Source organism: Streptomyces sp. NBC_01235 (assembly GCF_035989285.1).
Classification (GTDB): domain Bacteria; phylum Actinomycetota; class Actinomycetes; order Streptomycetales; family Streptomycetaceae; genus Streptomyces.
Genome location: NZ_CP108513.1, coordinates 8,738,616 through 8,765,391 on the forward strand (window position 1 = coordinate 8,738,616; position 26,776 = coordinate 8,765,391).

Annotated in this window: 22 protein-coding genes and 1 pseudogene; 16 read left to right on the forward strand and 7 right to left on the reverse strand. The window is 72.1% G+C overall.

What is annotated here, in order from left to right; translation table 11 throughout:
• Positions 1-38: 38 nt before the first annotated feature.
• The 5 genes from OG289_RS39375 (at position 39) to OG289_RS39395 (ending at position 5,744) form a co-directional block, all read left to right on the forward strand.
• A complete protein-coding gene (locus OG289_RS39375; RefSeq protein ID WP_327318780.1) occupies positions 39-1,178 on the forward strand; it encodes a PucR family transcriptional regulator in 1,140 nt (379 codons plus the stop codon).
• A 441-nt stretch (positions 1,179-1,619) separates the two neighbouring features.
• Entirely contained in the window at positions 1,620-1,958 is a 339-nt protein-coding gene (locus OG289_RS39380) for a thioredoxin family protein (protein WP_327318781.1), read from the forward strand.
• 383 nt (positions 1,959-2,341) lie between these two features.
• Positions 2,342-3,034, forward strand: coding sequence for a response regulator transcription factor (locus OG289_RS39385; RefSeq protein WP_327318782.1), 693 nt, complete (start codon positions 2,342-2,344; stop codon positions 3,032-3,034).
• 127 nt (positions 3,035-3,161) lie between these two features.
• Positions 3,162-4,190 carry a type I glyceraldehyde-3-phosphate dehydrogenase gene (gene gap / locus OG289_RS39390; protein WP_327318783.1) on the forward strand — a complete coding sequence of 343 codons (1,029 nt, stop codon included), beginning with the start codon at positions 3,162-3,164 and terminating at the stop codon, positions 4,188-4,190.
• Positions 4,191-4,751: 561 nt separating this feature from the next.
• Positions 4,752-5,744, forward strand: a complete 993-nt coding sequence (locus tag OG289_RS39395; protein WP_327318784.1) for an Acg family FMN-binding oxidoreductase — start codon at positions 4,752-4,754, stop codon at positions 5,742-5,744.
• Between the two features lie 141 nt (positions 5,745-5,885).
• On the opposite strand, the gene OG289_RS39400 is transcribed toward OG289_RS39395, so the two are convergent.
• Positions 5,886-6,470 carry an Rv1733c family protein gene (locus OG289_RS39400; RefSeq protein WP_327318785.1) on the reverse strand — a complete coding sequence of 195 codons (585 nt, stop codon included), beginning with the start codon at positions 6,468-6,470 and terminating at the stop codon, positions 5,886-5,888.
• 170 nt (positions 6,471-6,640) lie between these two features.
• Between OG289_RS39400 and OG289_RS39405 the strand changes: the two genes are divergently transcribed.
• From OG289_RS39405 to OG289_RS39420, 4 genes are all read left to right on the forward strand, one after another.
• Entirely contained in the window at positions 6,641-6,985 is a 345-nt protein-coding gene (locus tag OG289_RS39405) for a hypothetical protein (RefSeq protein ID WP_327318786.1), read from the forward strand.
• 227 nt (positions 6,986-7,212) lie between these two features.
• Positions 7,213-7,518 (forward strand): FeoA family protein, encoded by a 306-nt coding sequence (locus OG289_RS39410; protein WP_327318787.1) that lies wholly within the window; start codon positions 7,213-7,215, stop codon positions 7,516-7,518.
• Entirely contained in the window at positions 7,515-9,464 is a 1,950-nt protein-coding gene (gene feoB / locus OG289_RS39415) for a ferrous iron transporter B (RefSeq protein ID WP_327318788.1), read from the forward strand. The genes OG289_RS39410 and feoB overlap by 4 nt, the downstream gene beginning before the upstream one ends.
• A 9-nt stretch (positions 9,465-9,473) precedes the next feature.
• The gene (locus OG289_RS39420; protein WP_327318789.1) at positions 9,474-10,055 is read left to right on the forward strand and encodes a NifU family protein; all 582 of its coding nucleotides are present in this window, start codon (positions 9,474-9,476) and stop codon (positions 10,053-10,055) included.
• A 102-nt stretch (positions 10,056-10,157) separates the two neighbouring features.
• On the opposite strand, the pseudogene OG289_RS39425 reads toward OG289_RS39420, so the two are convergent.
• The 6 genes and pseudogenes from OG289_RS39425 to OG289_RS39450 form a co-directional block, all read right to left on the reverse strand.
• Positions 10,158-10,418 (reverse strand): annotated as a pseudogene (locus OG289_RS39425) (DUF6457 domain-containing protein); the annotation flags it as partial.
• A gap of 62 nt (positions 10,419-10,480) precedes the next feature.
• Positions 10,481-11,029: a vitamin K epoxide reductase family protein gene (locus OG289_RS39430; RefSeq protein ID WP_327318790.1), complete on the reverse strand. Its 549-nt coding sequence runs from the start codon at positions 11,027-11,029 to the stop codon at positions 10,481-10,483.
• An 83-nt stretch (positions 11,030-11,112) separates the two neighbouring features.
• Positions 11,113-11,895, reverse strand: coding sequence for a respiratory nitrate reductase subunit gamma (gene narI, locus OG289_RS39435; RefSeq protein WP_327318791.1), 783 nt, complete (start codon positions 11,893-11,895; stop codon positions 11,113-11,115).
• Complete coding sequence (narJ, locus tag OG289_RS39440) at positions 11,892-12,650, reverse strand: nitrate reductase molybdenum cofactor assembly chaperone (RefSeq protein ID WP_327318792.1); 759 nt, start codon at positions 12,648-12,650, stop codon at positions 11,892-11,894. The genes narI and narJ overlap by 4 nt, the downstream gene beginning before the upstream one ends.
• Positions 12,651-12,709: 59 nt before the next feature.
• Positions 12,710-14,254 (reverse strand): nitrate reductase subunit beta, encoded by a 1,545-nt coding sequence (gene narH, locus OG289_RS39445; RefSeq protein WP_327318793.1) that lies wholly within the window; start codon positions 14,252-14,254, stop codon positions 12,710-12,712.
• Between the two features lies 1 nt (position 14,255).
• On the reverse strand, positions 14,256-17,957 hold the full coding sequence (locus OG289_RS39450; RefSeq protein WP_327318794.1) for a nitrate reductase subunit alpha: 3,702 nt from the start codon (positions 17,955-17,957) through the stop codon (positions 14,256-14,258).
• Between the two features lie 401 nt (positions 17,958-18,358).
• Here OG289_RS39450 and OG289_RS39455 point away from each other — a divergent pair, with 401 nt between their 5' ends.
• The 7 genes from OG289_RS39455 to OG289_RS39485 all read left to right on the forward strand — a co-directional run bounded on the left by OG289_RS39455 (position 18,359) and on the right by OG289_RS39485 (position 26,769).
• Complete coding sequence (locus tag OG289_RS39455) at positions 18,359-19,189, forward strand: DUF2249 domain-containing protein (protein ID WP_327318795.1); 831 nt, start codon at positions 18,359-18,361, stop codon at positions 19,187-19,189.
• 104 nt (positions 19,190-19,293) lie between these two features.
• Positions 19,294-19,806: a hypothetical protein gene (locus tag OG289_RS39460; protein WP_327318796.1), complete on the forward strand. Its 513-nt coding sequence runs from the start codon at positions 19,294-19,296 to the stop codon at positions 19,804-19,806.
• A gap of 342 nt (positions 19,807-20,148) precedes the next feature.
• Positions 20,149-21,423: a TIGR04053 family radical SAM/SPASM domain-containing protein gene (locus OG289_RS39465; protein WP_327318797.1), complete on the forward strand. Its 1,275-nt coding sequence runs from the start codon at positions 20,149-20,151 to the stop codon at positions 21,421-21,423.
• Complete coding sequence (locus OG289_RS39470) at positions 21,404-24,019, forward strand: multicopper oxidase domain-containing protein (protein ID WP_327318798.1); 2,616 nt, start codon at positions 21,404-21,406, stop codon at positions 24,017-24,019. Before OG289_RS39465 ends, OG289_RS39470 begins: the two co-directional genes overlap by 20 nt.
• The gene (locus OG289_RS39475; RefSeq protein WP_327318799.1) at positions 24,019-24,465 is read left to right on the forward strand and encodes a hypothetical protein; all 447 of its coding nucleotides are present in this window, start codon (positions 24,019-24,021) and stop codon (positions 24,463-24,465) included. Before OG289_RS39470 ends, OG289_RS39475 begins: the two co-directional genes overlap by 1 nt.
• Before the next feature lie 36 nt (positions 24,466-24,501).
• Positions 24,502-25,521 carry an Acg family FMN-binding oxidoreductase gene (locus tag OG289_RS39480; RefSeq protein ID WP_327318800.1) on the forward strand — a complete coding sequence of 340 codons (1,020 nt, stop codon included), beginning with the start codon at positions 24,502-24,504 and terminating at the stop codon, positions 25,519-25,521.
• A gap of 216 nt (positions 25,522-25,737) precedes the next feature.
• Entirely contained in the window at positions 25,738-26,769 is a 1,032-nt protein-coding gene (locus OG289_RS39485) for an Acg family FMN-binding oxidoreductase (protein WP_327318801.1), read from the forward strand.
• Positions 26,770-26,776: the final 7 nt, after the last annotated feature.

Here is a 26,776-nt window from a genome sequence, read left to right on the forward strand (position 1 = left end):
AAATCTGGTCGGCTGAATTGTTCGCAGGGAACAAAAACATGAGCCATGCAATCCGGAGGGCCGGCGAACTGGCCCTGGATGAGACGACGGTCACCGCACTTCGGGCCGCGCTGAAGAGCACCGCCGACGAGGTCGTCCAGGCGATCATCGACGAGGTCCCTCCCTACGCCAACGCCCTTTCGGGCCACATGGGCGCCACCATCCGCCGAGCCGTCCGCACCGCCCTGGGGCACTACCTGGACCGCGCGAGCGGGAACGCCACGGGCGGCGACGCCGGTGACGCGGCCTACGAGCTGGGCCGCGGCGAGGTGCGCGACGGCCGTTCGATGGACGCCCTGCTCAGCGCCTACCGCGTCGGCGCCCGCGTGGCCTGGCGATGCCTGGCAGCGGGTGCCGTGCCCGCAGGTCTGCCCGCCGCCGAGGTCGCCAAGTTCGCCGAGCTGACCTTCGCCTACATCGACGAGCTCTCCGCCGCGAGCGCCGCGGGCCACGCCGACGAACTGGCCGCCCGGGGCAGGGACCACGAGCGCCACCTGGAACACCTGGCCCGCGACCTCCTCGCCGGCGCGAGCCCGGACGTGCTGCTGGCCTCTGCTCAACGGGCCGGGTGGCAGCCTCCGGTTTCGCTGACCGCGGTCCTGCTGCCCGCCGCCCAGGCCCGGCCTGCCTACCGCGCGCTCGACCCGAGCACCCTCGTCCTCGACGATCTGCCGGACGCCACCGGTGTGCTGCTCGTCCCCGATGCCGACCGATCACATCTCTTGCGGCAGCTGACCGACCGCACCGCCGTGGTCGGCCCGGCCCGGCCATGGACTCGTGGGTCCGCCTCGTACGCACGAGCCGTACGCGCGCGCTCCCTCTCCTCCGATATCCGCGACACCGAGGACCACCTGCCCGAGCTGGTGCTGAGCGCCGACGTGGACGCGTTCGCAGACCTGCGTGCCCGAGCCCTCGCACCGTTGCGGACCTTGCCTGTCGCGACCGCACGGCGGCTGGAGGAGACGTTGCGGGAGTGGCTGCTGCACCAGGGCAGGCGGGACGAGGTGGCGGCGGCGTTGTTCGTCCATCCCCAGACGGTCCGGTACCGGATGTCGCAGCTGCGGGAGCTGTTTCCGGATCTCGCATCGCCACACCGGGTCCTTGAACTGACGCTGGCGGTCGGTCTTCGGGTCAGCTGACGCGTACTTCGACCGTCCACGACCGCGTCCGCGAGCGGTCCAGGAATCGTGCCTCGTTCTCGGTGCCGTCAGCCGGCTCATGCGGCCCGGGGAAGAGCGGTATCAGCCGGCTGGGACCGGGGGCTGATGTGAAGACCGGACAAGGCCTTGGGAAGCCCGTCGGGGGCGCTGTCTCCGAGAAGCGCGGTGGCGGATACGCCTCGACTGGATCCGATGGACGATGCGCACCGGCCCGCTCGTCGACGCGCTGACCGGCGGGGCGGCCAGGCCGGGTCACCAGGGGCGGGGGGCCGGGCCGCTCGCGCCGGGGACCACCGTGGTTCTGCGACGGCCCCGTGCCTGCCTTCCGACAGGTCGGCCGGACGACCGACCGGGCCGGCCTGGCACACCGCGCGAGGGATGATGGGGATGGAATGACGGAACGTGAGGTCAGGAGCTTGCATGGCGAAGCGGGTTCACCGACCCCGTGAGGACGCGGAGTTCAATTTCATCCTCGGGATGAGCAAAGTTCCGGTCCTCGCATACTTCACCGGGACATGGCCCAAGGCACTCGAGCCCTGCCGGGTGATGGACCTCGTCGTGGATGGCATCGCCGACGACTACACGGGCCGCCTGACGGCCGTCCGCGCCGACATCACGCGTTGTCCGGCCGCAACCGAGCGATACGGGATCACCGGAGCCCCGTCCTTCGTCCTGCTGAAGGAGGGAGAGGCGGTGGCGCACGGCACGGGGCCCATGACCATCGCCGAGGTACGGAAGTTCCTGGACGGCCACCTCTGAGCGGCCGCTGCGGCACGTGGCCGCGACGCCCCTCACGTCTCGTCCATGGGAGCTGCGCCGCCTGAGACACCTTGGGGCTGAGACACCCCCACAGGTCACATGACTCCGTCCGGGACCGGCCGTGCGGGTGGCCGATATCTGGAGATCATTCTCGTGCCCCGGCTTGAGCGCGCCGACCAGATCCTCGTTCGGCGGCGGCCGGATCGGGGTAGGCGAGCGGATTGGGTACCCGTGAGAAGACGGGGCGCCGGGGTCGGTAGGGCCGACCGGCCCTGGCCCTTCGGCCCGGGATTGCGCAAGATCTGCGATAGACAAGAACAGGTCGCACCCGTGGGGCGAAGTCCCGGTGCGGGATTCACACGGCGAAGAACAAGGAGTATCCGATGGCGGACGGCGCGCAGCCCGGACCCGACAACCCGATCCGGGTCTTCCTGCTGGACGACCACGAGGTTGTCCGGCGCGGGGTGCACGACCTGCTGAACGACGAGCCGGACATCACCGTGGTCGGCGAGGCCGCCAATGTCGAACAGGCCCTGATCCGTGTGCCCGCTCTGCGCCCGCAGGTGGCGGTGCTCGATGTGCGTCTGCCGGACGGCGACGGGGTGACCGTGTGCCGGGAGCTGCGCTCGCAGATGCCGGAGCTGGCCTGCCTGATGCTGACCTCGTTCGACGACGAGGAGGCCCTGCTGGACTCGATCATGGCGGGCGCCTCCGGGTACGTGCTGAAGCAGATCCAGGGCTCGGACCTGGTGTCGGCGGTGCGGACGGTGGCTGCCGGCCAGTCCCTGCTCGACCCCAGCGCCACCGCCAAGCTGATGGCCCGGCTGCGCCAGGGCCGCGAGCCGGAGCCCGAGCCCGACGCACTGCCGGGCCTGACCGAGAGGGAGCGGGAGATCCTGGCCCTCATCGGTGAGGGGCTGACCAACCGCCAGATCGGCCAGCGGCTCTACCTCGCCGAGAAGACGGTGAAGAACCATATCTCCCGGCTGCTGGCCAAGCTCGGTGTGGAGCGGCGCGTCCAGGCCGCCGTCATCGCCACCCAGGCCCAGGACCGGCTGAGGCAGGAAGGCCACTGACGCCGCGTGGCGAGCCGTGGGGCCGAACGTCCCCCGGCCCGCCCCCGTACGGCCCAAGTCCGCTCGCGTCCCCGGCCGCCAGGCTGGCAGCGCACAGAGACGCGGATCGATCGGGAGGACGACGGACATGAGCGTGCGCGTGGGCATCAACGGCTTCGGCCGTATCGGACGCAACTACCTGCGCTGCGTGCTGGAGCGCGCGGAGAGCGCCGCCGGCACCCCGGTGGAGGTCGTGGCGATCAACGACGTCACCTCGCCGGCCGCACTGGCCCATCTGCTGGCGTACGACTCGACGTACGGCCGCCTCGGCCGCCCCGTCGAGCACGACGACGACTCGATCACCGTCGACGGGCATCGGGTCACGGTGACCGCCGAACGCGACCCGGCTGCCCTGGCCTGGGGTGACCTCGGCGTGGATGTCGTCATCGAGTCCACCGGCCGCTTCCGCACCCGCGAGGACGCCGGACTGCACCTGAAGTCCGGCGCGCGCAAGGTGCTGCTGTCCGTGCCGGGCAAGGGCGTCGACGCCACGATCGTGATGGGCGTCAACGAAGGCACCTACGACCCGGACCACGACCACGTGGTCTCCAACGCCTCGTGCACCACGAACTGCGTGGCACCCATGGTGAAGGTGCTGGACGAGCACTTCGGCCTCGTCAAGGGCCTGATGACCACCATCCACGGCTACACCAACGACCAGGTCGTCCTCGACGGTCCGCACAAGGACCTACGCCGCGGCCGCAGCGCCGCCGTCAACATCATCCCGACCAGCACCGGTGCCGCGCGGGCCGTCGGCCTCGTCCTCCCGGAACTGGCCGGCACCCTGGACGGCATCGCCGTACGGGTCCCCGTCGAGGACGGCTCGCTGACCGACCTGAGCGTGATCCTGGAGCGGCCCGTGACCGCCGACGAGGTCAACGCGGCGTTCCGGGAGGCCGCGGACGGTCCGCTGAAGGGCGTCCTGCGAGTGTCCGACGCCCCGATCGTCTCCCGCGACGTCGTCGGCGACCCCGCCTCCTGTGTCATGGACGCCCCGCTGACCCAGGCGCACGGCGAACTGGTGAAGGTCTTCGGCTGGTACGACAACGAGTGGGGCTACACCAACCGACTGCTCGACCTCACCGAGTACGTCGCCACCAGCCTCCCACGGAACTGACCGACCGGGCCGGTGGGACCGAGAGCGGGCTGGTGGCCGTCGGCTCGGGCTCCGGCCCCGTCGGCGCGCTCTCACCTTCCGGGCGGGTATGCCGGTACCTGCCGGTCCTGCCCGAGGTGCTCGGCGTCGGCCCGGATCACGTCGATGCGCGGCGGATGCCTCCGTGCGGGCGCCCTCCACGAGCTGCCGCCCGGCGCGAGCGCCGTTCCCGTGGGGACGGGGGAGCCCCTTGCGGTGGTCGAGCTCGACGCCCGCGCCTACCCCAATGATCACTGCGGAACCATGGGCGCGAGAGGGGCGAGCGGACCCGGATGGGGGCCGATGAGGGCCTTGCGAGCCCGCGGCCGGTTCGTGGTGCGGGGATGCGCGCAGCCACGTTGTCCGGTGGCGCTCAGGACTCCGTGAGACACCCGGGGCCCGTCGGGCGGACACTGGAATCGGGTCGTGGGGCGCGGACCGATCGCCGTCGTGGGCGTGGGCGTCGGCACGTCCGCCACTTGGCTCATCGGGGTACACGACGGAGCAGACCCACGTCGCCTCGGCGGCGTGTGAGGAGGATGAGTGGCTTCGCGACAGCTTGACGAGAAGACGGTGATCAGCCTGGTGGCCGAGGCTGCTGCGGCCCCGTCCATGCACAACGCGCAGCCGTGGCGCTTCCGCTTCCTGACCGGTGAGCGCGTTCTGCTGCTGCGCGCCGACCCGCAGCGGGCCATGCCCCGGTCCGATCCCGACAACCGGGCGCTGCACATCGGCTGCGGGGCCGCACTGTTCAACCTGCGCGTCGCCGCCGCGCACGCGAACCTCCTCCCGGAGACCCGGCTGCTGCCCGAGCCGCAGGACCCGCTGCTGCTCGCCGCTGTCCATCTGGCTGACGAGGCCGGGCGCCCGCGGGACGAGGACGTGGCGCGGCTGCACCCGGCGATCGGCCGGCGGCACACCAGCCGCTATCCCTTCGCCGAGAAGGACGTCCCCGAAGACGTGCGGGTGACCCTGCAGGACGCTGCCGAGCGGGAGGGCGCCGTGCTGCTCTTCCCCGGTCCCTGGCACACCGAGACCGTGCTCGACCTGATCCGCGACGCCGAGAGCCGGGACACCATGGACCCGGACGCGAGCGAGGACCTGGTCCGCTGGACCCGGCTCGGGCCGGAGGCGGACACGGCCGTCGACGGCGTCCCCGAGTACGCGTTCGGGCCGCGCAAATGGGACGGCAAGGCCCCCGTGCGGGATTTCGCCGGTCGCCGGCGTGTCGCGGATCGCGGAACGACCACGTTCGAGCACATCCCGCACTTGGCCCTGCTGAGCACTCCTGGTGATGGAGCGGACGACTGGTTGCGCGCAGGGCAGGCGCTGGAGCGCGTCCTGCTGGAAGCGACCCTGGCCGACCTGGCCACGTCCCTGACGTCACAAGCGCTGGAGGACCGCGACCTGCGGCTGCTGGCCCGCGATCCCGTGTCGGGAGTGGGCCAGGTGCAGATGGTGCTGCGGCTCGGGTACGGCCCGAGGGGTCCGGCCACGCCCCGGCGCCCGGTACGGGACGTTCTGGAGATCGCGTAGTCGGACGGCCCACGGCCTACCCGATCTCCCCAGGCCGGCGCTCTCCTCCATCGCCGGCGGGTCGAGCCGCGGGGCCGTCATGTCGATTCTCCCCACGGGATCCTTCGGAGAGGCAAGCTCGACAAGTTGTCGGCGGTGTCGTTACGCGTGCCGGTGGCCCCGGTCGGCGTTGAACTCGGCCCAGGCCCGGTCCCACTGCGCCCTGCGGCGCACATCCAGCCGTACCCGGACGGCCCACCAGCCGCCCACGATCAGCACGCACGCACCTGCTCCGGTGGCCGTGCCGAGGGCGGCTCCCTGGGACCTCGCCTGAGCGGGGGTGGGCGGTGCGGGGCGAAGTCGTCCCGCGTCGTCGAGCCACACCGTGGTGGACGAGCCCGCCTTGCTGCCCGCTGCTACTGCGGCATCACCGGTCTTCGCAGAGCCGTCGGGCCGTGTCCACCGCACGGCCGCCCGGACCTGGTCGTCAGCTGCCTGCCCGGAGAACCGTGACGGCTTCGCGGCGGCGTCCTCGACGAGCCGTGCGGCAGTGCGGTGCAGGCCCTGAGCCTGGTCGAGGGCGGAGCGCTCGCCGACGCCGGCCATCACCACGCCCACCGCAGGAACCATGAGCAGGAGCAGCGCCGCCGTCGCGACGCCGATCCAGGCTTCGGCGACGTCGGAGCGCCGCTTGAGCGGGTTGCGCAGCCAGCGCCAGAGCAACACCTTGCCACCCCGTTTCAGCATGTACGCATCCCTTCCTGGTACGACGGACTTGAACTGCACTCCGCCACGGTGACGGGTCGCCGACCGATGAGGCAGAGACCAACGGGGCCGTCTTGTGAGGGCCGATGGGCCCCGTTGCGCGAGCCGACCGGGCCCGGTCGGCCGAAGTGCCGCCGGGCACAATGCCGTTCATGACGGACGAAGCGGCCGATGGATTTGATACAGCTCCTCAACTGGGCGACGCCGTCGCGCTGTTGGCGCACTTCCTGGGCGCCGAGCCGTTGACCGCGGCCATCGCCTCACTGGAGCGGGACCTGGCGGGAAGACCCGCGAGGGAGGTCGGTGACATGGCCGCCGCCCGCGGTATCAGTCCCGAACCGATGGTGGCAGCCCTGACCGTGCGCGAGAGCCTCGGCCGGCTGAACGACCTCATCCACGCGGCCGGGATCGTGCCGGCGCTGCCGCATCTCCTGGAGGACGGACAACGAGATCGCCGGTCGTCGCACGTGCCGCACCGGCGCCGGCGGACAAGTTAGGTTCGCCTAAGGAGTACCGGTGCAGGCAGAGAGCGAGGCACCAGCATGGCATCGACGAACCATTCGGCCCTGCAGATGGACATCCCCGTTCCCGGCGGATGAGGACGAGGGGCCCATGCCTGAGGGCCGAAAGCCCCACGCCCTCCCCGCGCAGGTAAGCCTAGCCTCACCTTATTGGCGATCGATTGCTGGGCGGGCTTGCCCGGCGCAATGTGGTGGAGACGCACATGAGCGGCACTGATGAAGTGCTCGACGAGGCAGACGGTCGGGGGAACGGCGTCATCGACGCCCCACCGCTCTGTCTGGCGGACCTGGCACCTGGTGCCCGTGCCACGGTGATCGGGGTCGTCGCCGATGGTGAGCCGACGGTTGTCCGTCGGCTGCACGACCTCGGATTCACCCCGGGCGCGGTGGTGGAGGTGGTACGCCGGGCGCCGCTGCGTGACCCGGTCCTCTACCGGGTCAAGGACTACGAGGTGTGCCTGCGCCGGGCGCAGGCCGCGTGCGTGCACATCGGAGGGACGGCGCGGTGAGCGCGGGCTGCCACGCCGAAGGCGGCGCGGACGCGACCCTGACCGGGGCTCCGCGGATCGCCCTGGTCGGTGCCCCCAACTCGGGCAAGACCAGCGTCTTCAACGGCCTCACGGGCCTGCGCGCCAAGACCGGCAACTATCCCGGGGTGACGGTGTCCCGGTTCGTCGGGACCTCCCGGACGGGCCGGCACCGGCACGTGATCGAGGATCTGCCGGGCACCTACAGCCTGGAGCCGATCAGCCCGGACGAGCGGATCACCGTCGACGTGCTGGACGGCCGGCTGGAGGGTGCGCAGCGGCCGGACGCGCTGCTGGTCGTGGCGGACGCCACCACGTTGCGGCGCTCCCTGGGATTCGTCGCCCAGGTCCTGGCCCGCGGTCTGCCGGCCTGTGTGGTGGTGACCTTCACCGACGAACTGGCCCGCCGTCAGGGCCGCCTGGATCTCGACGCGTTCGCCCAGGCGCTCGGCGTGCCGGTGCTGCCCGTGGTCGGCCACCGTGGGTATGGCATCGCGCAGCTGCGCGAGCGGCTCACGACGTGGAGCGCCTGGCCGATTCCGGCCGTGGCACCGCCGGCCGAACCGGGCGAGCGGGACGCCTGGGCGGAATCGGTCCTGGCGTACGCCGGCTACCGGCCCCCCGAGCGCCACCGGGTCACCCAGCGGGTCGACGCGGTGCTGCTGCATCCGGTGTGGGGCACGGCGGTGTTCTTCGCGGTGATGGCGTTGTTCTTCCAGACCGTCTTTACTTTGGCCGCCCCGTTGCAGGACGGGGTGGCGACCCTGTTCGCGTGGCTGTCGGGCCAGGTGGACGCCCATGTCGGCAGTCCGTGGCTGTCCGGGCTCCTGGGGGATGCCCTCATCGGCGGGGTCGGCGGCGTGCTGGTGTTCGTCCCGCAGATCGTGCTGCTGTTCCTGCTTCTGGCCCTGCTGGAAGGGGTGGGGTACATGGCGCGGGCGGCGTTTCTGATGGACCGGGTGATGGCCCGCTTCGGGCTGGAGGGCCGGGCCTTCGTGGCGCTGCTGTCGTCGTTCGCCTGCGCGATCCCCGGCATCATGGCCACCCGCACCCTGCCCTCGGCCAAGGACCGCCTGGCCACGATGATGGCCGCACCGCTGATGACGTGCTCGGCGCGGCTGCCGGTCTACGTGCTGCTCATCGGCCTGCTGGTCGACCCGTCCGTGCGCGTCGGCCCGTTCGGCGCGCAGGGCCTGGTCATGTTCGGGCTGTACCTGCTCGGTGCCGTGTCCGCGATGCTGGCCGCCTGGGCGTTCAAGAAGCTCGGCGACCGTCACGGCCAGGCGGTGCCGTTCTTCATGGAGTTGCCGCCCTACCGGCTGCCCGCCCCCCGCGCGGTGCTGGTGGCGATGTGGTCATCCGCGCGCGCCTTCCTGCGCAAGTGCTCGACCGTCATCGTCGCCACCAGCATCGTCCTGTGGCTGCTGCTGAACCTGCCCCTGCACACGGCCGCGCAGACGCAGGCGGCAGGCGTGGACACCACCAACCCCACGGCCGTGTCCGCCTACACCGTCGACCACAGCTACGCCGCCGGCCTGGGCCGGGCGGTGGCCCCCGTCTTCGACCCGCTGGGCTTCGACTGGCGCATCAACGTCGGCGTGCTGTCGGCCCAGGCCGCCCGCGAGACCTTCGTCGCGACCCTCGGCCAGGTCGCCGCCGCCGGGGACCCCGAACAGCCGGCACAGGCCCTGCGGGCCATGACCTACCCCGACGGGCCCCGCGCCGGACAGCCGGTGTTCACCGCGTCCACCATCGCCGCGCTGCTGGTCTACTTCGTCTACGCGCTGCAGTGCATGGCCACCGTGGCGGTCCTGCGCCGGGAGACCGGCACCTGGCGATGGCCGGCGATCGCCTTCACCTATCTGACCGCGCTGGCCTGGCTGATGGCCTACCTGGCCCGGACGGCCACCGTCCTGCTGGGCGGGTGAGCCGCAGCCATGATCCCCCTCCACCCCCAGCAGGTCCCCGGCCGGCCCGACCGGCTGCGCTGGATCATCCCCGCAGGAACCCTCGACGGCACCGGCCCGCTCGCCGAGGTACCCGAACCCCTGGCCGCCCTGCTGACCGACGGCACCCTCACGCAGATCGCGCTGGAACCCGCTGCCGTCGTCACCCGGCTGGGCGCGGACCGTACCTGGCCCGAGGAGGGCGCCCGGGTCCGCAGCGCGCTGCATGCCGCCCTCGACGACCCCGCCGGCTGGATCCCGGCCACCGGCACCGCCCCCTGCGACGACGATGCGCAGCTGTACGGCGTGGCACGCGAGGTTCTCGCCGGGGAGGTGGGTGACTTCGCCCGGTCCCACGGCGGCACCATCGACCTCGTCGACGTACGGGACGGCGTCGTCACCGTCCGCCTCGGCGGCGCCTGCCACGGCTGCCCCGCCTCCTGGTTCACGCTGCACCAGCGCCTGGAGCGTCAGTTGCGGCGACACCATCCCGGTCTGCGTGAAGTCCGCAACGTCGCCTCACCGGTCAGCCTGTTCGGCCGACCGGGCGACTCCCGTGAGGCGTCCTCCTGACCGCGCCGGCCCGGTCGCCTGCACCTGCGCCCCTGACCTTGCGATTGTCTGCAAGGTCAGGGGCGCAGGGGTGCCGGCTGTGACTGGCGGCGGGAGGGTTCGCTACGCGGCCCCGGGGCCCTGGTCGCTCTCACCGGACCACCGGGCGGCCAGTTCGCCGGCCCGCCGGGCCGCGGCGGCCACCGCGTCAGGACCACCGCCCGCACGCCCCGCCGCATACCCGACCAGGAAGGTCGTCAACGGGGCGGCGGGCCGCGCGACGCCGTGGGCGGCATCGCCCGCGAGGGCCAGGAGCAGGGCCCGGTCGACCTCGAGGTCGATGCCCAGATCGGCCTTGACTGCGGCCGTCCATTCCTTCAGTACGTCGTCCATGATCGTCGTTCTCTCGTCCGTGTGACCTGTGAGCGGGTTTGTGCGGTGGCCGGTCACAGCAGGCTGCTCCAGTACGGCCAGAAACGGGTGAGGACGAGCAGCGCGATCACCCCGTACCAGGCGCCGAGGAGCATCCAGTGCGTGTCCCGTACGACCTCCAGCACGCCCCGGGGCACGGGGACGATTCCCCGTTCCAGGCAGTGCAGGGTCAGGTACCAGAACAGGGCGATGGTGACGACCCAGACGACGGCGCAGTAGGGGCAGATCTTGTCGAGCTCGTAGAGGGACTGCCCGATCAGCCAGTGAACGAACGCCACCGCCGCGAGCGCCCCGGCGTCCAGCGCGAGCCACAGCCGACGGTGCAGGCGGGCCCCCGAGAGGACGGCGATGCCCAGGGCGGTCACGGCGGCGAAGGCGCCCAGGCCGAGCAGCATGTTGGGGAAGCCGAGCAGGCTGCCCTGCGGGCTGGACATGACGCTGCCGCAGCTCACGATGGGACTGATGTTGCAGGGTGGTTGGTAGGCGGGGTCGCGGAGCAGCCGCCAGTCGTCCACCGTGAGCTGGAAGGAGGCCAGCCAGCCCACGACTCCGGCCAGGAGCATCACCCATCCGGTTCGGCGGCTCGCGCCGACGGGTTGTGGGTGTCGGCCGGTTGTGGTGTCCGGCGCGAGCGCGGGTCCGTGGCTCATGCGGCTCGGCGGCTGCCGGACGCCGACCGGGGCCGGCCCGCGGCCGTGGGGGCCGCCGCCGGTGCGGCGCGCCTGCGGTAGACCAGGTAGGGCCGGGCGAGGTATCCGATCGGGGCGCTCCACACATGGACCAGCCGGGTGAACGGCCAGGCGGCGAAGAGCAGGCAGGCGGTCAGGGCGTGCAGCTGGAACAGCAGCGGAGCGTCGGCGATCGCCTCCGGCCGCGGTTGCAGGACGAACAGTCCGCGGAACCAGACGGAGACGGTCTCGCGGTAGTCGTAGCCGGGGCCGAACACGTTGTGCGTTGCGGTGGCGGTGATGCCGAGCAGGACGGTGGCGGACAGCAGCGGGAAGAGGAGTTTGTCGCTGCGGTCGGTGCCGAGGCGGATCTGGCGGTTCAGCAGGCGGCGGGCGCACAGCATGCCCAGTCCCGTGACCATGGCGACGCCCGCCACCGAACCCGCCCAGACGGCCGTGGAGTGGTAGGCGTGCTCGCTGATACCGGCGGCCTCGGTCCAGGAGTCGGGAATGGCGAGGCCCACGACGTGCCCGGCGATCACCATGAAGGCGCCGAGGTGGAACAGCGGGCTGCCCCAGCGCAGCCAGCGATGCTCCAGCAGCTGGCTGGTGCGGGAGGTCCAGCCGAACTGGTCCTGCCGGTAGCGCCAGACGTGCCCGACCACGAACACGGCGAGGCAGATGTAGGGGATGGCGACCCACAGGAGGAGGTCGGCGCCGCTCGTGGACGCGGCCGCGAGGGGGAGGGGTGCGGCGTTCATCGGAGGCCTTCTGTACGGCTGGTCGGGGCGGGTGGCACACAGGTCGGCGGGGCCTGCGTCGGCGGCACGAAGGTGCCCGGGGGAGCGAACTCGCCGTCTCCGTAGGTCCCGTAGGGGTCGAGGCCGACCTCCTCGTTGGGCGGGCCCTCGGCGACGAGCTGGGCCACCGCCGCGCGGTCCGCCTCGGTGGGCGGCGGCAGCAGGGTGAGCAGGGCGGCCAGGACGTGCCGGTACGGGGAGTCGGCGTCGGTGAGCGCCCGCTGGATCAACTCCAGCCCGCGCCGGTGCTGGCGCAGCGGCGCCTCGCCACCACCCGGGCCCACGAGGGCGGCGAACTCCAGCACGACCGGGAGGTGGTCGGGCAGTTCGCCGCCGTCGGTGTCCCAACCGGCTGCCCGGTAGCGCTGGTTGAGGGTGAGCAGGGCCATGCCGCGGCGGCGGGTGTCGCCGTGCAGGTAGTAGGTGAGGTAGAGGCTGCTCTTGCGGCGCAGGTCGAACATCTCGACGTAGTGGCGCTCCAGGGCGTCGGGTTCCTGGTCTGCGAGCCAGGTGGTGAAGTCGGTGAGGTGTTCGGCGGCGGGCGAGGGCGGCAGTGCCTCGACGGTGGCCGTCAATTCCGGTCGGCCGGTGGTGAGTTCGGTGTCCGGGTACTGCAGCAGCAGTGAGCACAGTCGCAGCAGCAGGGTGCGTGCCTCGGTCTCTTCGGGGGTGAGCCGGGCCGGGCGGCGTACGGCTGCCCGGACGCGAGCGCGCACGAGGGCGGGAATCGATGGGGGTCCCCCCAGGCGTTCAGCACTGGGGGAGGGCAGCGGGGTCACGGACGGCCTCCGTCGGGGGCTTCGGGCGCACGGCGGCGCAGGGTGGGGAGGCCGAGCATGACCCGTCGGCCACCGGCGTCCGCCGGTTCCCCGGACGATTCGACCGGGCAGCGGTTCTCCATCGCGGTCAGCGCGGCCGCGTCCTCCTTGTGCGCGGCGGGGACGACGTAACGGTCGGCGTACTTGGCGACGGCGAGGAGCCGGTGCAGGTCCTGCGCCTCGCGCGGGGTGAGGCCGACGGCCTTGAGCGCGGCCTCGTCGCCGGCCTCGCCGAGGGTGCGTTCGCGCATGTACGAGCGCAGTGCGGTGAGTTTCATGAGCACGCCGGCGACGACATCGGTGTCTCCTGCGGTGAACAGCTCCGCCAGGTACTCCAGCGGGATGCGCAGGCGGGTGACGGCGGCGAAGACGTGGTCGGGGTCGTCCTGGTTGCCGCCCGCGGCGTCGACGGCGTCGAGGACGGGGGAGAGCGGAGGGACGTACCAGACCATCGGCATGGTCCGGTACTCCGGGTGCAGCGGCAGCGCGACCTTGTACCGCATGACCAGGTCGTACACGGGGGAGCGGCGGGCGGCGTCCAGCCAGTCCTCGGGGATGCCCGACTCCCGTGCGGCCGCACGGACTTCGGGATCGTGCGGGTCGAGGAAGACGCCGCGCTGGGCGTCGAGCAGGTCGTGCTCGTCGGGGGTGGCGGCGGCCTCGCCGACGCGGTCGGCGTCGTAGAGGAGCAGGCCGAGGTAGCGCAGGCGGCCGACGCAGGTCTCGGAGCAGACGGTGGGCTGGCCGGCCTCGATGCGCGGGAAGCAGAAGGTGCACTTCTCGGCCTTGCCGGTGGCGTGGTTGACGTACACCTTCTTGTACGGGCAGGCCGTCACGCACATCCGCCAGCCCCGGCAGCGGTCCTGGTCGACCAGGACGATGCCGTCCTCGACCCGCTTGTACATCGCGCCGGACGGGCAGGCCGACACGCAGGCCGGGTTGAGGCAGTGCTCACACAGGCGGGGCAGGTGGAAGAGGAAGGTCTGCTCGAACTCGAACTTCACCTTCTCGGCCCACTCACCGGTCAGGTTCGGGTCGCCACCGGCGTTCTCGGGTGCGCCGCCGAGGCCGTCCTCCCAGTTTGCGCCCCAGGTGATGGCGGTGGGCCTCCCCGTGAGGACCGAGCGGGGGCGTGCGACGGGCATGTCCTTGCCCGCCGGGGCACTGATCAGGTTGTCGTAGTCGTAGGTGACCGGCTCGTAGTAGTCCTCGATGCCGGGCAGGTCCGGGTTGGAGAACAGGGACAGCAGTCGTTTGACGCGTCCTCCCGAGCGCAGGACGAGCCGTCCGCGCTTGTCGAGCATCCAGCCGCCCTTCCAGTGCTCCTGGTCCTCGTAGCGGCGGGGGTAGCCGACACCGGGCTTGGTCTCGACGTTGTTGAACCAGGCGTACTCGACGCCGGTGCGGTTGGTCCACGTCTGCTTGCAGGTGACCGAGCAGGTGTGGCAGCCGATGCACTTGTCGAGGTTCATCACCATCGCGATCTGTGCCATCACGCGCATGTCAGTACTCCACTTGCTGGCTGCGGCGGCGGATGACGGTGACTTCGTCACGCTGGTTGCCGGTGGGCCCGTAGTAGTTGAAGGCGTAGGTGAACTGGGCGTAGCCGCCCGCGAGATGGGTGGGCTTGAGCAGCAGCCGGGTCAGGGAGTTGTGGATGCCGCCCCGCTTGCCGCTGACCTCGGTCTTCGGCACGTTCACGTTGCGGTCCTGCGCGTGGTACATGTACACCGTGCCCTCGGGCATACGGTGCGTGACCACGGCACGGGCGGCGACGACGCCGTTGCGGTTGTACGCCTCGATCCACTCGTTGTCCTTCACGCCTATCTTCTCGGCGTCGGCGGTGGACATCCAGATCACGGGGCCGCCGCGGGACAGGTCGAGCATGTACTTGTTGTCCTGGTAGTTCGAGTGGATGGACCACTTGGAGTGCGGGGTCAGGTAGCGGACCGTGACCTCGGCCCGGCCGCTCTCGTGCAGCTCCTCGTCGCCGTAGTGCCGGGGGGTGTTCAACGGGGGCCGGTAGACGGGGAGTTGCTCGCCGAGTTCGGTCATCCAGTCGTGCTGGACGAAGAAGTGCTGACGGCCGGTGAGGGTGTGCCAGGGCTTCTTGTGCTCGGTGTTGATGACGAACGGGGAGTAGCGGCGCCCGCCGGTCTCGCTGCCCGACCACTCGTAGGACGTCATCACCGCGCGCGGCTGGGTGCGGGTGTCGGCGAACGTGATGCGCTCCGCCTCGCGCTCGGAGGCGAGTTCCACCAGGCCCTCGCTGCCGGTCTGCCGCTGAAGTTCGCGGAAGCCCTCGGTGGCCAGTCGGCCGTTGGTGGTGCCGGACAGGGCGAGGATCGCCTCGCACATGTCGGAGGCGGTGGCCAGCGAGGGCCGTCCGGCGGCGATACCGTCCCGGACCGTCCCACAGCGCTGGCGCAGCTCGTCCAGCTCCTGGTTCGGGTGGACGGTGACCCCCTTGGTGGTGGTACCCAGGGTGTCCAGCAGCGGGCCGACGGCGCGCATCTTCTGCGCGGTGGCGGCGTAGTCCCGTTCGATGACGACGAGCTTCGGCATGGTCCGGCCCGGGATCGGCTCGCACTCGCCGGTCTTCCAGTCCCGTACGACCCCGCCGGGCTGGGCGAGTTCGTCGGGGGTGTCGTGCAGCAGCGGCACGGCGAGGACGTCGGTGCGGGTGCCGAGATGCTCGGCGGCCAGCTCGCTGAACCGGTCGGCGATCGTCAGGAAGGCGTCGTAGTCGGTACGGGCCTGCCAGGGCGGGGCGATGGCGGGGGTGAAGGCGTGCACGAAGGGGTGCATGTCCGTGCTGGACAGGTCGTCCTTCTCGTACCAGGTGGCGGCCGGCAGGACGACGTCGGAGAGCAGGCCGGTGGAGGTCATCCGGAAGTCCATGGTGACCAGCAGATCGAGCTTGCCCTCGGGCGCCTCCTCCCGCCACACCACCTCCTGGGGCCGTCCCTCGGGCGGGGTCTCCTCGGAGCGGACCGCCGCGTCCGTGCCCAGCAGGTGGCGCAGGAAGTACTCGTTGCCCTTGCCGGAGGAGCCGAGCAGATTGGCCCGCCACACGGTGAGCACGCGCGGGAAGTTGGCCGGGTCGTCGGGATCCTCGGCGGCGAACCGCAGCCGCCCCGACTTCAGCTCGTCGACGATGTGCTCGGCGACGGGACGGCCGACCGCCGCGGCCTCGTCCGTCAGGTCGAGGGGGTTGCGGTTGAACCCGGGGTGACCGGGCGTCCAGCCCAGCCGCACGGCCTGCGCCAGGCAGTCGGCGAACCCCTTGCCCGCGAAGCGCCCCTTCCCGAGCGGGGACGCCAGCTCGTCGGGACCGAACGCCTCGTAGCGCCACTGGTCGGAGTTCAGGTACCAGTACGAGGTGCCCGCCATGTGCCGGGTGGGCCGCTGCCAGTCGAAGGCGAACGCCAGGTGCTGCAGCCCGGTGACCGGGCGGACCTTCTCCTGGCCGACGTAGTGCGCCCAGCCGCCGCCGTTCACGCCCTGGCAGCCGGTCATCGTGATCAGGGCCAGGAAGGCGCGGTAGATGGTGTCGGAGTGGAACCAGTGGTTCGTGCCGGCACCCAGCGCGATCATGGAACGGCCGTTGGTGCGCTCGGCGTTGCGGGCGAACTCCCGGGCGATCCGGGCGGCCTGCTCGGCGGGGACGGAGGTGATCGTCTCCTGCCAGGCCGGGGTGTACGGCTCGGACGCGTCCTCGTACGAGGTGGGCCAGGTGCCCGGCAGGCCGGGGCGTGCGACGCCGTACTGCGCCAGCATCAGGTCGAAGACCGTGGTGACCAGGCGCCCGCCGATCCGGCGTACCGGCACCCCGCGCACCATGACCGAGCCGCCCTCGGTGCCGCCCTCGTCGAAGCGGGGCAGCGCGACCTCGGCCGTCTCCTCGGCCCGTTCGAGCAGGCTCAGCTCGGGCACGACATCGCCCAGGTCGAGGTTCCAGCGGCCTCGCCCGGCCTCCCCCCACCGGAAGCCGAGCGAGCCGCCGGGGACCACCGGTTCCCCGGTGGCCCCGTCCAGGAGGACCGTCTTGGACTCGGCATGCTCTTCGTCATGGCCGAGATCGGCGGCGGTCAGGAACCCGTCGGGGACGAGTCCGTGGTCGCCGTGCTCGCGCAGGGTCACGAGGAACGGCGCGTCGGTGAACTTGCGCAGGTAGTCCTGGAAGTAGGGCACTTCGCGGTCGACGAGGAACTCGCGCAGGATCACGTGGCCCATGGCCATCGCGAGCGCCCCGTCGGTACCGGGGTGCGGGGCGAGCCACTCGTCGGCGTGTTTGACGTTGTCGGCGTAGTCGGGGCTGACGGCGACGACCTTCGTGCCGTTGTAGCGGGTCTCGGTGAGGAAGTGCGCGTCGGGCGTACGGGTGACGGGGATGTTCGAGCCCCACATGATCAGGTAGCCCGCGTTCCACCAGTCCGCCGCCTCCGGCACGTCGGTCTGGTCGCCGAAGACCTGCGGCGAGGCGATCGGCAGGTCGGCGTACCAGTCGTAGAAGGAGAGCAGGGTGCCGCCGATGAGGGACATGAAGCGGGCGCCCGCGGCGAAGGAGGCCATCGACATCGCCGGGATCGGGGAGAAACCGGCGACGCGGTCGGGGCCGTACCTCTTGACGGTGTGGACGTGGGCGGCGGCGACCAGCTCGCTCACCTCGTCCCAGTCGGCGCGCACCAGGCCGCCCTTGCCGCGGGCTTTCTTGTAGGCACGGGCCTTCGCCGGATCGCCGGTGATCTCGGCCCAGGCCGCCACGGGGTCGCCGAGGCGCTTGCGGGCCTCGCGCCACAGCTTCAGCAGCTCGCCCCGCACATACGGGTAACGGACCCGGCTGGGCGAGTACGTGTACCAGGAGAACGACGCCCCGCGGGGGCAGCCGCGCGGCTCGTACTCGGGGCAGTCCGCGCCGATCGACGGGTAGTCGGTGGCCTGGTGCTCCCAGGTGATGATGCCGTCCTTGACGTACACCATCCACGAGCAGGACCCGGTGCAGTTCACCCCGTGCGTGGAGCGCACCACCTTGTCGTGCGACCAGCGGTCCCGGTAGAAGCTCTCCCACTTCGGGTCGCCGTCCCCGAACACGGCGCGCCCGTCGGCCGACACCTCACGTCGGGTCAACAGTCTGCGGGCTGCGAGCGGCCAGCCTTCCGCGGCGTGCGACGCCTGGCGCCGTGCGTTCTGATCGTTCTCCATGGCTGGGAACGCTAGAAGCCGCAGGCTGTGGTGCACCTGGGGCTGGCGGTCCCTGCCGGACGACCTTTCGGCCCCATCTGCCTGGTCGCGACAGGGACCAATGGTCCCCGTGCTGGGGGCCGGTCGGCGAGGGAGTCGGCTGCGCCTGGCGTGCATGCTGGGCACAGATCGAACCGCAGATGCCCATCTGTACGACCGCATTCCGTGCCTGCCGGGCGGCCAATGCCCCCGTCCCCGCCGCCGCGGGCACAGCGCGTACGGCGCGTGGCGCCCGGTTCGGTCGAGCGTCCGGCCGCTCACCGCGGCCGGACGCGGCATCCCGTCCCGAGAGTCGGCGCCCGGAATGCCATCCCCACCCGCATCGGCCGGCCTCGCCGGCCCGACCTGCTGGAGACACGACCATGAGCGTGCTCACCCTCGCCTCGGACCCCAAGGACGCCACGGCCCTCGAAGGCGCGGAGGCGCACCACGCCCGACTGGCCGGGGAACTGGCCGGACGCGTGAAGTTGCTGCTCACCGCCGTGGACCGCGACCCGAGCGCCGCAGAGAAGATCCACGCCGGTCTCGTCGCCTTCTGCGACCGCTCGCTGCTGCCGCACGCCGCGGCCGAGGAAGCCGCGCTCTATCCCGTGGCCCACGGCCTGCCCGAGGCCCGCCTGCTCATCGAGAGCCTGATCGGCGAACACCGCTGCCTCACCGCGCTCGTCGACGCCCTGCGCGCCGCACCCGGCCCGGCGGGGGCGGCGGCCGACGCGCGGGCCCTGCAGGTGCTCTTCGAGGAACACGTGGCCAAAGAGAACGGCCTCGTGCTGCCGCTGCTTGCGATGACGCCCGAGGTCTCCCTGGCGGAGCTGCTCGCGGACATGCACCACCGGCTCGCGGGCGACTCGCCCGCCGCCGGCGCCCAAGGAGATCCGAACATCAAGGAGGGACAGGACATGCACGAGCAGGTCGAGGAAACGGGCGGCTGCGGCGGAGTGTGCGGCTGCGGTGGCACGGAGGAGACGTCCGAACCCGAACTGGACGTTCGGGAGGTGCCGCACGCCCTGCGCCACGCCACCGTCTTCGGCGCGCTCGACGCCGTCCCGGCGGGCACCGCGATGGTGCTGGTCGCCCCGCACGACCCGCTGCCGCTGCTCGCGCAGATCGAACAGCGCAGCCCCGGCACGTTCTCGGTGGAGTACCTGGAACGCGGCCCCGAAGCCTGGCGGCTGAGGCTCAGCCACCGCTGACCCCAAGGCCACTCCAAATCTCCGAACGGCGCACGGACGTCGCTCCACCCTGCGCGCACGCGCCGCCGTATCCGCAGCACACGAGCAATGAAGGAAGAAACGTCATGGACGGATCCCGCCGTTGGGCCGGCACCCTGCTGGGGACGGTCGGTACAGCCCTGGCAGTTGCCGGGCCGGTCATGGTGCTACGCGGACTCGGCGGCAGGAAGGAAATCCGGGCCGAGCTGGCCGCCCAGAAGATCACCTTTCCCGATCGCGGGCTGCCCGCCGAACTCGCCGCCCACGCCGGCCGGGGCGTGGAAACCGGCCCCGAGGCCCACGCCTACGCCGAGTTCATCAAGGGCAATCTCGCCCACGCCACCGGTGGCCGCACCTACGCCGAGATCACGGCGGAGCTGCACGCCGCCGGAGGCGACGACGAGAAGCTCGCCAAGCTGCGCCAGACCGCGTTCATGGGCCAGTCCCTGCGCGCCTCGCTGATGTCCGCCTACCAGGCATGGCACCTCACGACCCTGGTCACGGGTCTGGGCGCCGCGCTGACCGGCCTGGGAGCCGCGCTGGTAGTCACCGCGGATGCCTTGGCATCCCAGGCATCCCGCTCCCCGGACCACTCCTGATCGCGCCTGCCTGGGGACGGGGGCGCTCACAGGGCCGTCCCCAGGAAGGCCGTCGGCTTCCCGACCGCCCGGTTCCCGGGTTCCGAAGAGGGACCATCGGCCCTGTTGACGAAGACCATCGGCCGCCGCGCCGACCACCGCCGCCGGTGGATGCTTACGGCGACCGATCCGGAGGTAACCCGTGCACGACCACGTCGACCGCCCTCAAGGCCGATTCCACCGCTGTCGCTCGCGGTGGGTGCCGCGCCCCGTCCGGCCCGGTCACCGTCCGGCCGCCCGCCTCGTCTGCCCTGACTCCAGGGCGGCCGGACACAGCCCCAGGGCGCTGGGAAGGACCGTGCGATGAGTGCCGCCGCCCATGCCATCCGCCGCCAGCGGCACGACGCGGCCGACCGGCCGTTCATCGTCATCTGGGAGTCCACCCGGGCCTGCCCGCTGGCCTGCCGCCACTGCCGCGCCGAAGCCGTCCCCGACCGCGATCCGCGAGAGCTGGACACCGCCGCAGCCAAGGACCTGCTGGACCAGGTGGCCGCCTTCGGGCAGCCCGCCCCGCTGTTCGTGATCACCGGCGGCGACCCCTTCCAGCGCCCCGACCTGACCGAACTCATCGCCTACGGCAGGGAGATCGGGGTCCGAGTCGCCGTGTCCCCCTCCGGCACGCCGACACTCACCGAGGAGCGGCTGCGCGCCGTGCACGCAGCGGGGGCGACCGGCCTCTCGCTCAGCCTGGACGGCTCCACCGCCGAACTCCACGACGACTTCCGCGGCGTGCCCGGGGTGTTCCGCTGGACCCTGGACGCCTGGGACACCGCCCGCGCCCTCGGCATGAAGGTGCAGATCAACACGACGGTCGCCCGGCACAACCTGCACGACCTCCCCGACATCGTCCGCCTCGTCGCCGAGCACGGAGCGATGCTGTGGAGCGCCTTCTTCCTCGTGCCCACCGGCCGTGGCCGCAGCCTCGGCGCGCTGACCCCCGGCGAGGTCGAGGACGTCCTCAACTTCGTCTACGACGTCGGCCTGACCGTCCCCGCCAAGACCACCGAGGCCCACCACTTCCGCCGCGTCGCCCTGCAACGCCAGATCCTCGCCGCCCGCGGCGACGACCACGTGGCGGTACTCGGACTCGGGCGGCTCTACCAGGAGTTGACCGACAGGGCCGCCGAACTGGGCCTGGACACCACCACGCGCCGGGTACGGCGCCCGCCGCTGGACGTCAACGCGGGCCGCGGCTTCGTCTTCGTCTCGCACACCGGCACCGTGCACCCCAGCGGGTTCCTGCCGCTGAGCGCGGGAAGCGTGCGCAAGACGCCGCTGACGTCGATCTACCGAACCTCGCCGCTGTTCACCGGTCTGCGGGCCGCCGACATGCTCGGCGGTCGCTGCGGGGCGTGCGAGTTCCGCCGGGTCTGCGGCGGCTCGCGCTCCCGCGCCTACGGCGTCACCGGCGACCCCTACGCCGAGGAGCCGTGGTGCGGCTACGTCCCCGGCTCCTTCCCGCACCAGCGGGAACTGGCGGCACTGCTGCCCGGCGGCGCACATGCGGCACCGCCTCTGCGTCCCGGTCCGACCGCCGCCCCCGGCGGCAAGGAGCACCGTGCACAGCAAGAGCGATGACCCGGCCGTGGGCGGTGGCCGCCCGCCCAGCAGGTTCAAGGCATCGGGCCTGCGCAGCCGGCACCTGGCCGCCCACGCGCTGATCGCGGCATGGGCGGTGCTCGCGCTGCTCGCGGCGAGTGCCCAGCAGACCCTGCCGGTGGCCCGCTGGCTGGCCATCCACCTGTTCCTGCTCGGCGCGGCCACCACCGCGATCGTGGTCTGGAGCGAGCACTTCGCCGTCGCCATGCTCCACGCCACGCTGCCCGACCGACGGTGGAGCAACGCCCGGCTGGCCGGCGTCAACATCGGCGTCGTGGGCGTCCTCACCGGCGTGTGGGCCGACCACCCCGTCCTGACCGGTGCGGGGTGCGCGCTGCTGGTCACCGCGATCGGCGCACACCTGGTGGTGCTGGTCCGCATGGGCCGAGGGGCGCTGGGCGGACGGCTCGCCCCGATCGCCGACTACTACCGTGCCGCCGCGGCGGCGCTGATCATCGGCGCGGTGCTGGGCTGGCTCCTGGCCACCGGCAAGGCCGGCCCCCAGCACTACAGCGGGCTGAAGCTGGCACACGCGCACGTCACGCTCCTCGGCTGGATCGGACTGCCCGTGCTGGGCACGCTGTTCATGCTCTGGCCCACCGTGCTGGGCGTGCGCATGGCCGAGCGCACCACCCGGCTGGCGCGCCGGGTCCTGGTGCTGACCGGGGGCGGCCTGCTGACCGCCGTCGCCGGCCTGGCGGCCGACTGGCGCCCCGCCGCCGTACTCGGCATCGCCGGCTACGCGGTCGGTGTCGCCGTCGCGGTACAGCTCTTCGCCCGCACGGTGCGCCGACGCCCCGCGATCTCGGCCGCCGCCGCATGGATGCTCGCTGCCGCCGCGGCATGGCTGTGCGTCGGCGTGGTGGCGGACCTGGTGGTCCTGGCCGCCCGGCCGCTCGCCGAGGCACAGGACGACATCGGGTCCCTGGTCCCGGTGCTGCTCGTCGGGCTCGTCGCGCAGGTCCTCATCGGGGCCCTCACCTACCTGTTGCCCATCGTCCTCGCCGGCGGTCCCAAGGAACGGGCCGCGCTGCGGGCGGTGCTGGAGCGGTGGTGGAAGCCGCGGCTCGCCGTCCTCAACCTTGGCGTGGCCCTGCTCGCGCTTCCGCTGCCCGACCGCGTCGCCACGGCGGGCGTGCTGCTCGCCGGGGCGGCCGGCGCCGCGTTCCTCGCCCTGGCAGTGCGCGTGCTGCTCCGCAGCGGACGGGGACTCCTCCATGACGCGGACCAGGCCGGTGCGGCACGGCGCCCCGTCCTGTGGGGCACCGCCGCAGGGGCCGTGCTGATCGTGCTGGCCGTGCTGGTGGCGAACAGCGGCGGGGACACCGACGGTCCCGCCGTCGCCGCCGGGACGGCAGGCGCCGGCACCGGAACCACCCGCACGGTCGCCGTCACCCTGGCCGACATGCGCGTCCGCCCGGCCAGGATCGAGGTCGCCGCGGGCACCGACCTGCGGTTGAAGGTCACCAACACCAACGCGCAGCGGCACGACCTCAAGGTGGAGGACGGCCCCGCCACCCCGATGCTCGGCAAGGGCCACACCCATGTACTCGACGTCGGGCAGGTCACCAAGAACCGCGAGGCGTGGTGCACCCTGCCGGGCCACCGGGCGGCCGGCATGACCCTGGACATCGTCGTGAAGGACGACACGGCGACGGACAGCACCGGACACGAGGGACACACATCGGCCGCCGCAAGCGGCGCCCCGGACCTGTCCGCGGACTTCTCCTCCGGCTGGCGTCCGCGCACCGCCGACCTCGCCCCCGTGGCCGGCGGCACGGTCCACAAGGCCGAACTGCACGCCGCCCGTGCCACGGTCGAAGTGGCCCCGGGCGTGAAGCAGCAGATGTGGACCTTCGGCGGCACCGCGCCCGGCCCCACCCTCCATGGCAAGGTCGGCGACGTCTTCGAGATCACCCTCGTCAACGACGATCCCTCCATGGGCCACGGCATCGACTTCCACGCCGGTTCCCTCGCCCCCGACGAGCCCATGCGCACCATCCAGCCCGGCGAGCGCCTGGTCTACCGCTTCCGCGCCGAGAAGGCCGGCGCCTGGCTGTACCACTGCAGCACCGCTCCGATGCTCCAGCACATGGGCAACGGCATGTACGGCGCCGTCATCATCGACCCGCCCGGCCTGAAGAAGGTCGACCACGAATACGTGCTGGTCTCCTCCGAGCTCTACCTCGGCACTCCCGGCAGCACCGCCCAGGTGACAAAGATGCGCCAGGACACCCCGGACGCCTGGGTGTTCAACGGCATCGCCAACCAGTACACCCAGCGGCCCCTGACGGTGAAGGCCGGCGATCGGGCCCGCTTCTGGGTGGTCGCCGCAGGCCCCAGCGACGGCATCGCCTTCCACATCGTCGGCACCGTCTTCGACACCGTGTACAAGGAGGGCGCCTACCTGCTCGAGCCGGACCAGGCGGGCGGCTCGCAGGCGCTGGACCTGGCCACGGCGCAGGGCGGCTTCGTCGAGACGACGTTTCCCGAGGCCGGCCACTACGCGTTCGTCGACCACGACATGCGCCACGCCGAAGCCGGGGCCCACGGCATGGTGGAGGTGAGCGACTGATGGACACCGTCGGTGTGTGGTCCCTCGTGCGGTTCGCACACGTGGCCGGCGCCGCCCTGTGGGTCGGCGGCCAACTGGCGCTGTCCCTGGTGATCCTGCCACTGGCCCGCCGTCTGCTCGCCCCGGAGGCCAAGGACCGGTTCACCGCCGCGGCGGGCCGCCGGTTCGGGATGCTCACCGGCGCGGTCTTCCTGCCGGTGCAGCTGGCCACCGGCTGGGCCATGGCCTGGCACAAGGGCGTCACCTGGGCCTCACTCGCCGAACCCGGCTACGGCCGCACCCTGGCAACCAAACTCGCCCTGTTCGTCGTGGTGATGCTCGCCGCGGCCGGCCACGGCATCGCGCAGGCCAAGGACCGCGCCGACCTGGCCCGGGCCCTCGCGGTCATCTCCCTGGTCGGCTCACTCGGCGTCGTCCTGCTGGCCACGGCCCTGCCCGCCACCTGACCAGCGGCCACGACGAAGAAATGAGGAGGAGGAATCATGCGCACCCAAGCCCTGCTGGACGCAGCCACCGCGGAGTCGCTCCTGGCGGCCGCCGTGGCGGCCCCGTCGATCCACAACACACAGCCCTGGCGCTTCCGCCTGGACCGCGACAGCCAGATGCTGGAGGTCCACTCTGCGCCGGAGCGGACACTCCCGCTGACCGACCCGACGCACCGCGCCCAGTACCTGTCCGTGGGCGCCGCGGTCTTCAACCTCCGGCTCGCAGCCGTCCACCTGGGCCGGCGGCCCGAGGTGAGACTTCTGCCGGACCCGCACGACCCCGGACTGCTGGCCGCCGTACGACTGACCGGTCCCCTCAGCGCGGACGACCAGCCCTCGGGCCCCGGTCTCTATGAGGCCATCGCACGGCGGCACACGAGCCGGATGCCGTTCACCGGCCGCCCGGTGCCCGAGCCGATCGTGGCGGAGATGACGTCGGCCGCGCACGCCGCCGGCGCCCGCCTGCACATACCGGATATCGCCGGAACACGGCGGTTGCTGCGCTTGACCGCCGCAGCCGAGGCCCGCAACCACGCCCACCCGGACCGCACCGCCGAGACCCTCTCCTGGATCACCGCCCCAGGAAGAGACGCCCCCTACGGTCTTCCCGTCACCGCCCTCGGCCCGTCGGACGCGGGCAGGCGGATGCCGATGCGGGACTTCACCGGCGCACTGCCCGTCCCCCGCCTGCCCGCCCTGTGGTTCGAACGCCACGTCCAGCTGGCCCTGCTGTGGACGCCCCACGACCGGAGGGAGGACTGGCTGCGAGCCGGCCAGGCCCTGCAGTACGTCCTCCTCACGGCGACCGCCCACGGCGTGCGCACTTCGCTCCTGCACCAGGCCATGGAATGGCCCGACCTGCGGGCCGCGACAGCCCTCCCACGACACAAGCGGTGCCATCCCCAGGTACTGATCCGATTCGGCTACGGCCCGGACGGCGCCACCACACCGCGAGCGCACGGGCACTCCGTCACCCGCCCGGCGGCACCGCCCGCGACCGATACCGAAACGGGCTGAACGCTCAATGTCTCGAACCGGTGCCACCGCATGAAGGAAAGGAGGCCACCTGTGGATGATGCGCACCGTTGTGTCCGTCGCGGGCCACTTCCGCGTCGTCGATCCCCGCCGAACGAGGCCGGACGGCCCACACGAGGGGGCCGGTCAACCCTCCTCCCAAGTGGGACGGCAGCGCAGCATTGGCGGAACGGGGAAGAGCTTTGCAGAGGAGCCGTCATGCTGACCCGGGAAGTCGACGCAGCAGCCGTTCATGCCCTGCTGTCCGCGGCGGTGGCAGCGCCGTCGATGCACAACACCCAGCCCTGGCGCTTCGGCTTGGACCCGGACAGCCGCTCGATCGAGGTCCGTGCCGAGCGAGGGCGGCAGCTGCCGTTGGCCGATCCCCGGCATCGCGCCCAGCATCTGTCGGCGGGCGCGGCCGTCCTCAATCTCCGGGTGGCCGCAGCGCACCTCGGCTGGGATGCCGGCGTACGGCTGCTGCCCGCCGCGGACGATCCCGCTCTGCTGGCCACCGTGCAACTGACCGGACCCGCCACGGCCGACTGGCACTCGCCCTTGCGGGATCTGTACGAGGCCGTCGAGCGCCGTCACACGAGCAGGATGCCCTTCACCGGCCGCCCGGTGCCGGACACGATCGTGACCGAGATGATCAGCTCCGCGCGTGCCGAGGGCGCGCACCTGGAGGTCCCCGACATCGTGGAGACCCGGCGCCTGCTGCGCCTGACCCAGGCGGCCGAGGCCCGCAACGCCGGCCACCCGGGCCGCAGGGCCGAGACGCGCACCTGGATCACCGCTCCAGGGGCGGACACCTCCTACGGCATTCCGATCACGGCACTGGGCCCGCGGGACGCCTTCGGGCGGATACCGGTGCGGGATTTCACCGGGCCGCTGCCCGCACCGTGGCTGCCCGCCCTGCGCTTCGAACGCCATGCCCAGGTGGGCCTGCTGTGGACGCCGCACGACCGGCGGGAGGACTGGCTGCGCGCGGGGCAGGCGCTGCAGCGCACGCTGCTCACGGCGACCGTGCACGGGGTGCGGACCTCGATGCTTCACCAGGCCATGGAGTGGGTGGACCTGCGGACGGCGATGGCCGGATCAAGGCGACAGTGCTGCCCGCACGTGCTGATCCGCTTCGGGTACGGCCCGGACGGCGGCCGCACGCCGCGCGCATCCGCGAACCCCGCGGCCGGCTCCGTCACGGGGCCGGAGCCGAGCGCCTCCCCCTCGGGCGCAGGGCCGACGGACTGACTCCGCA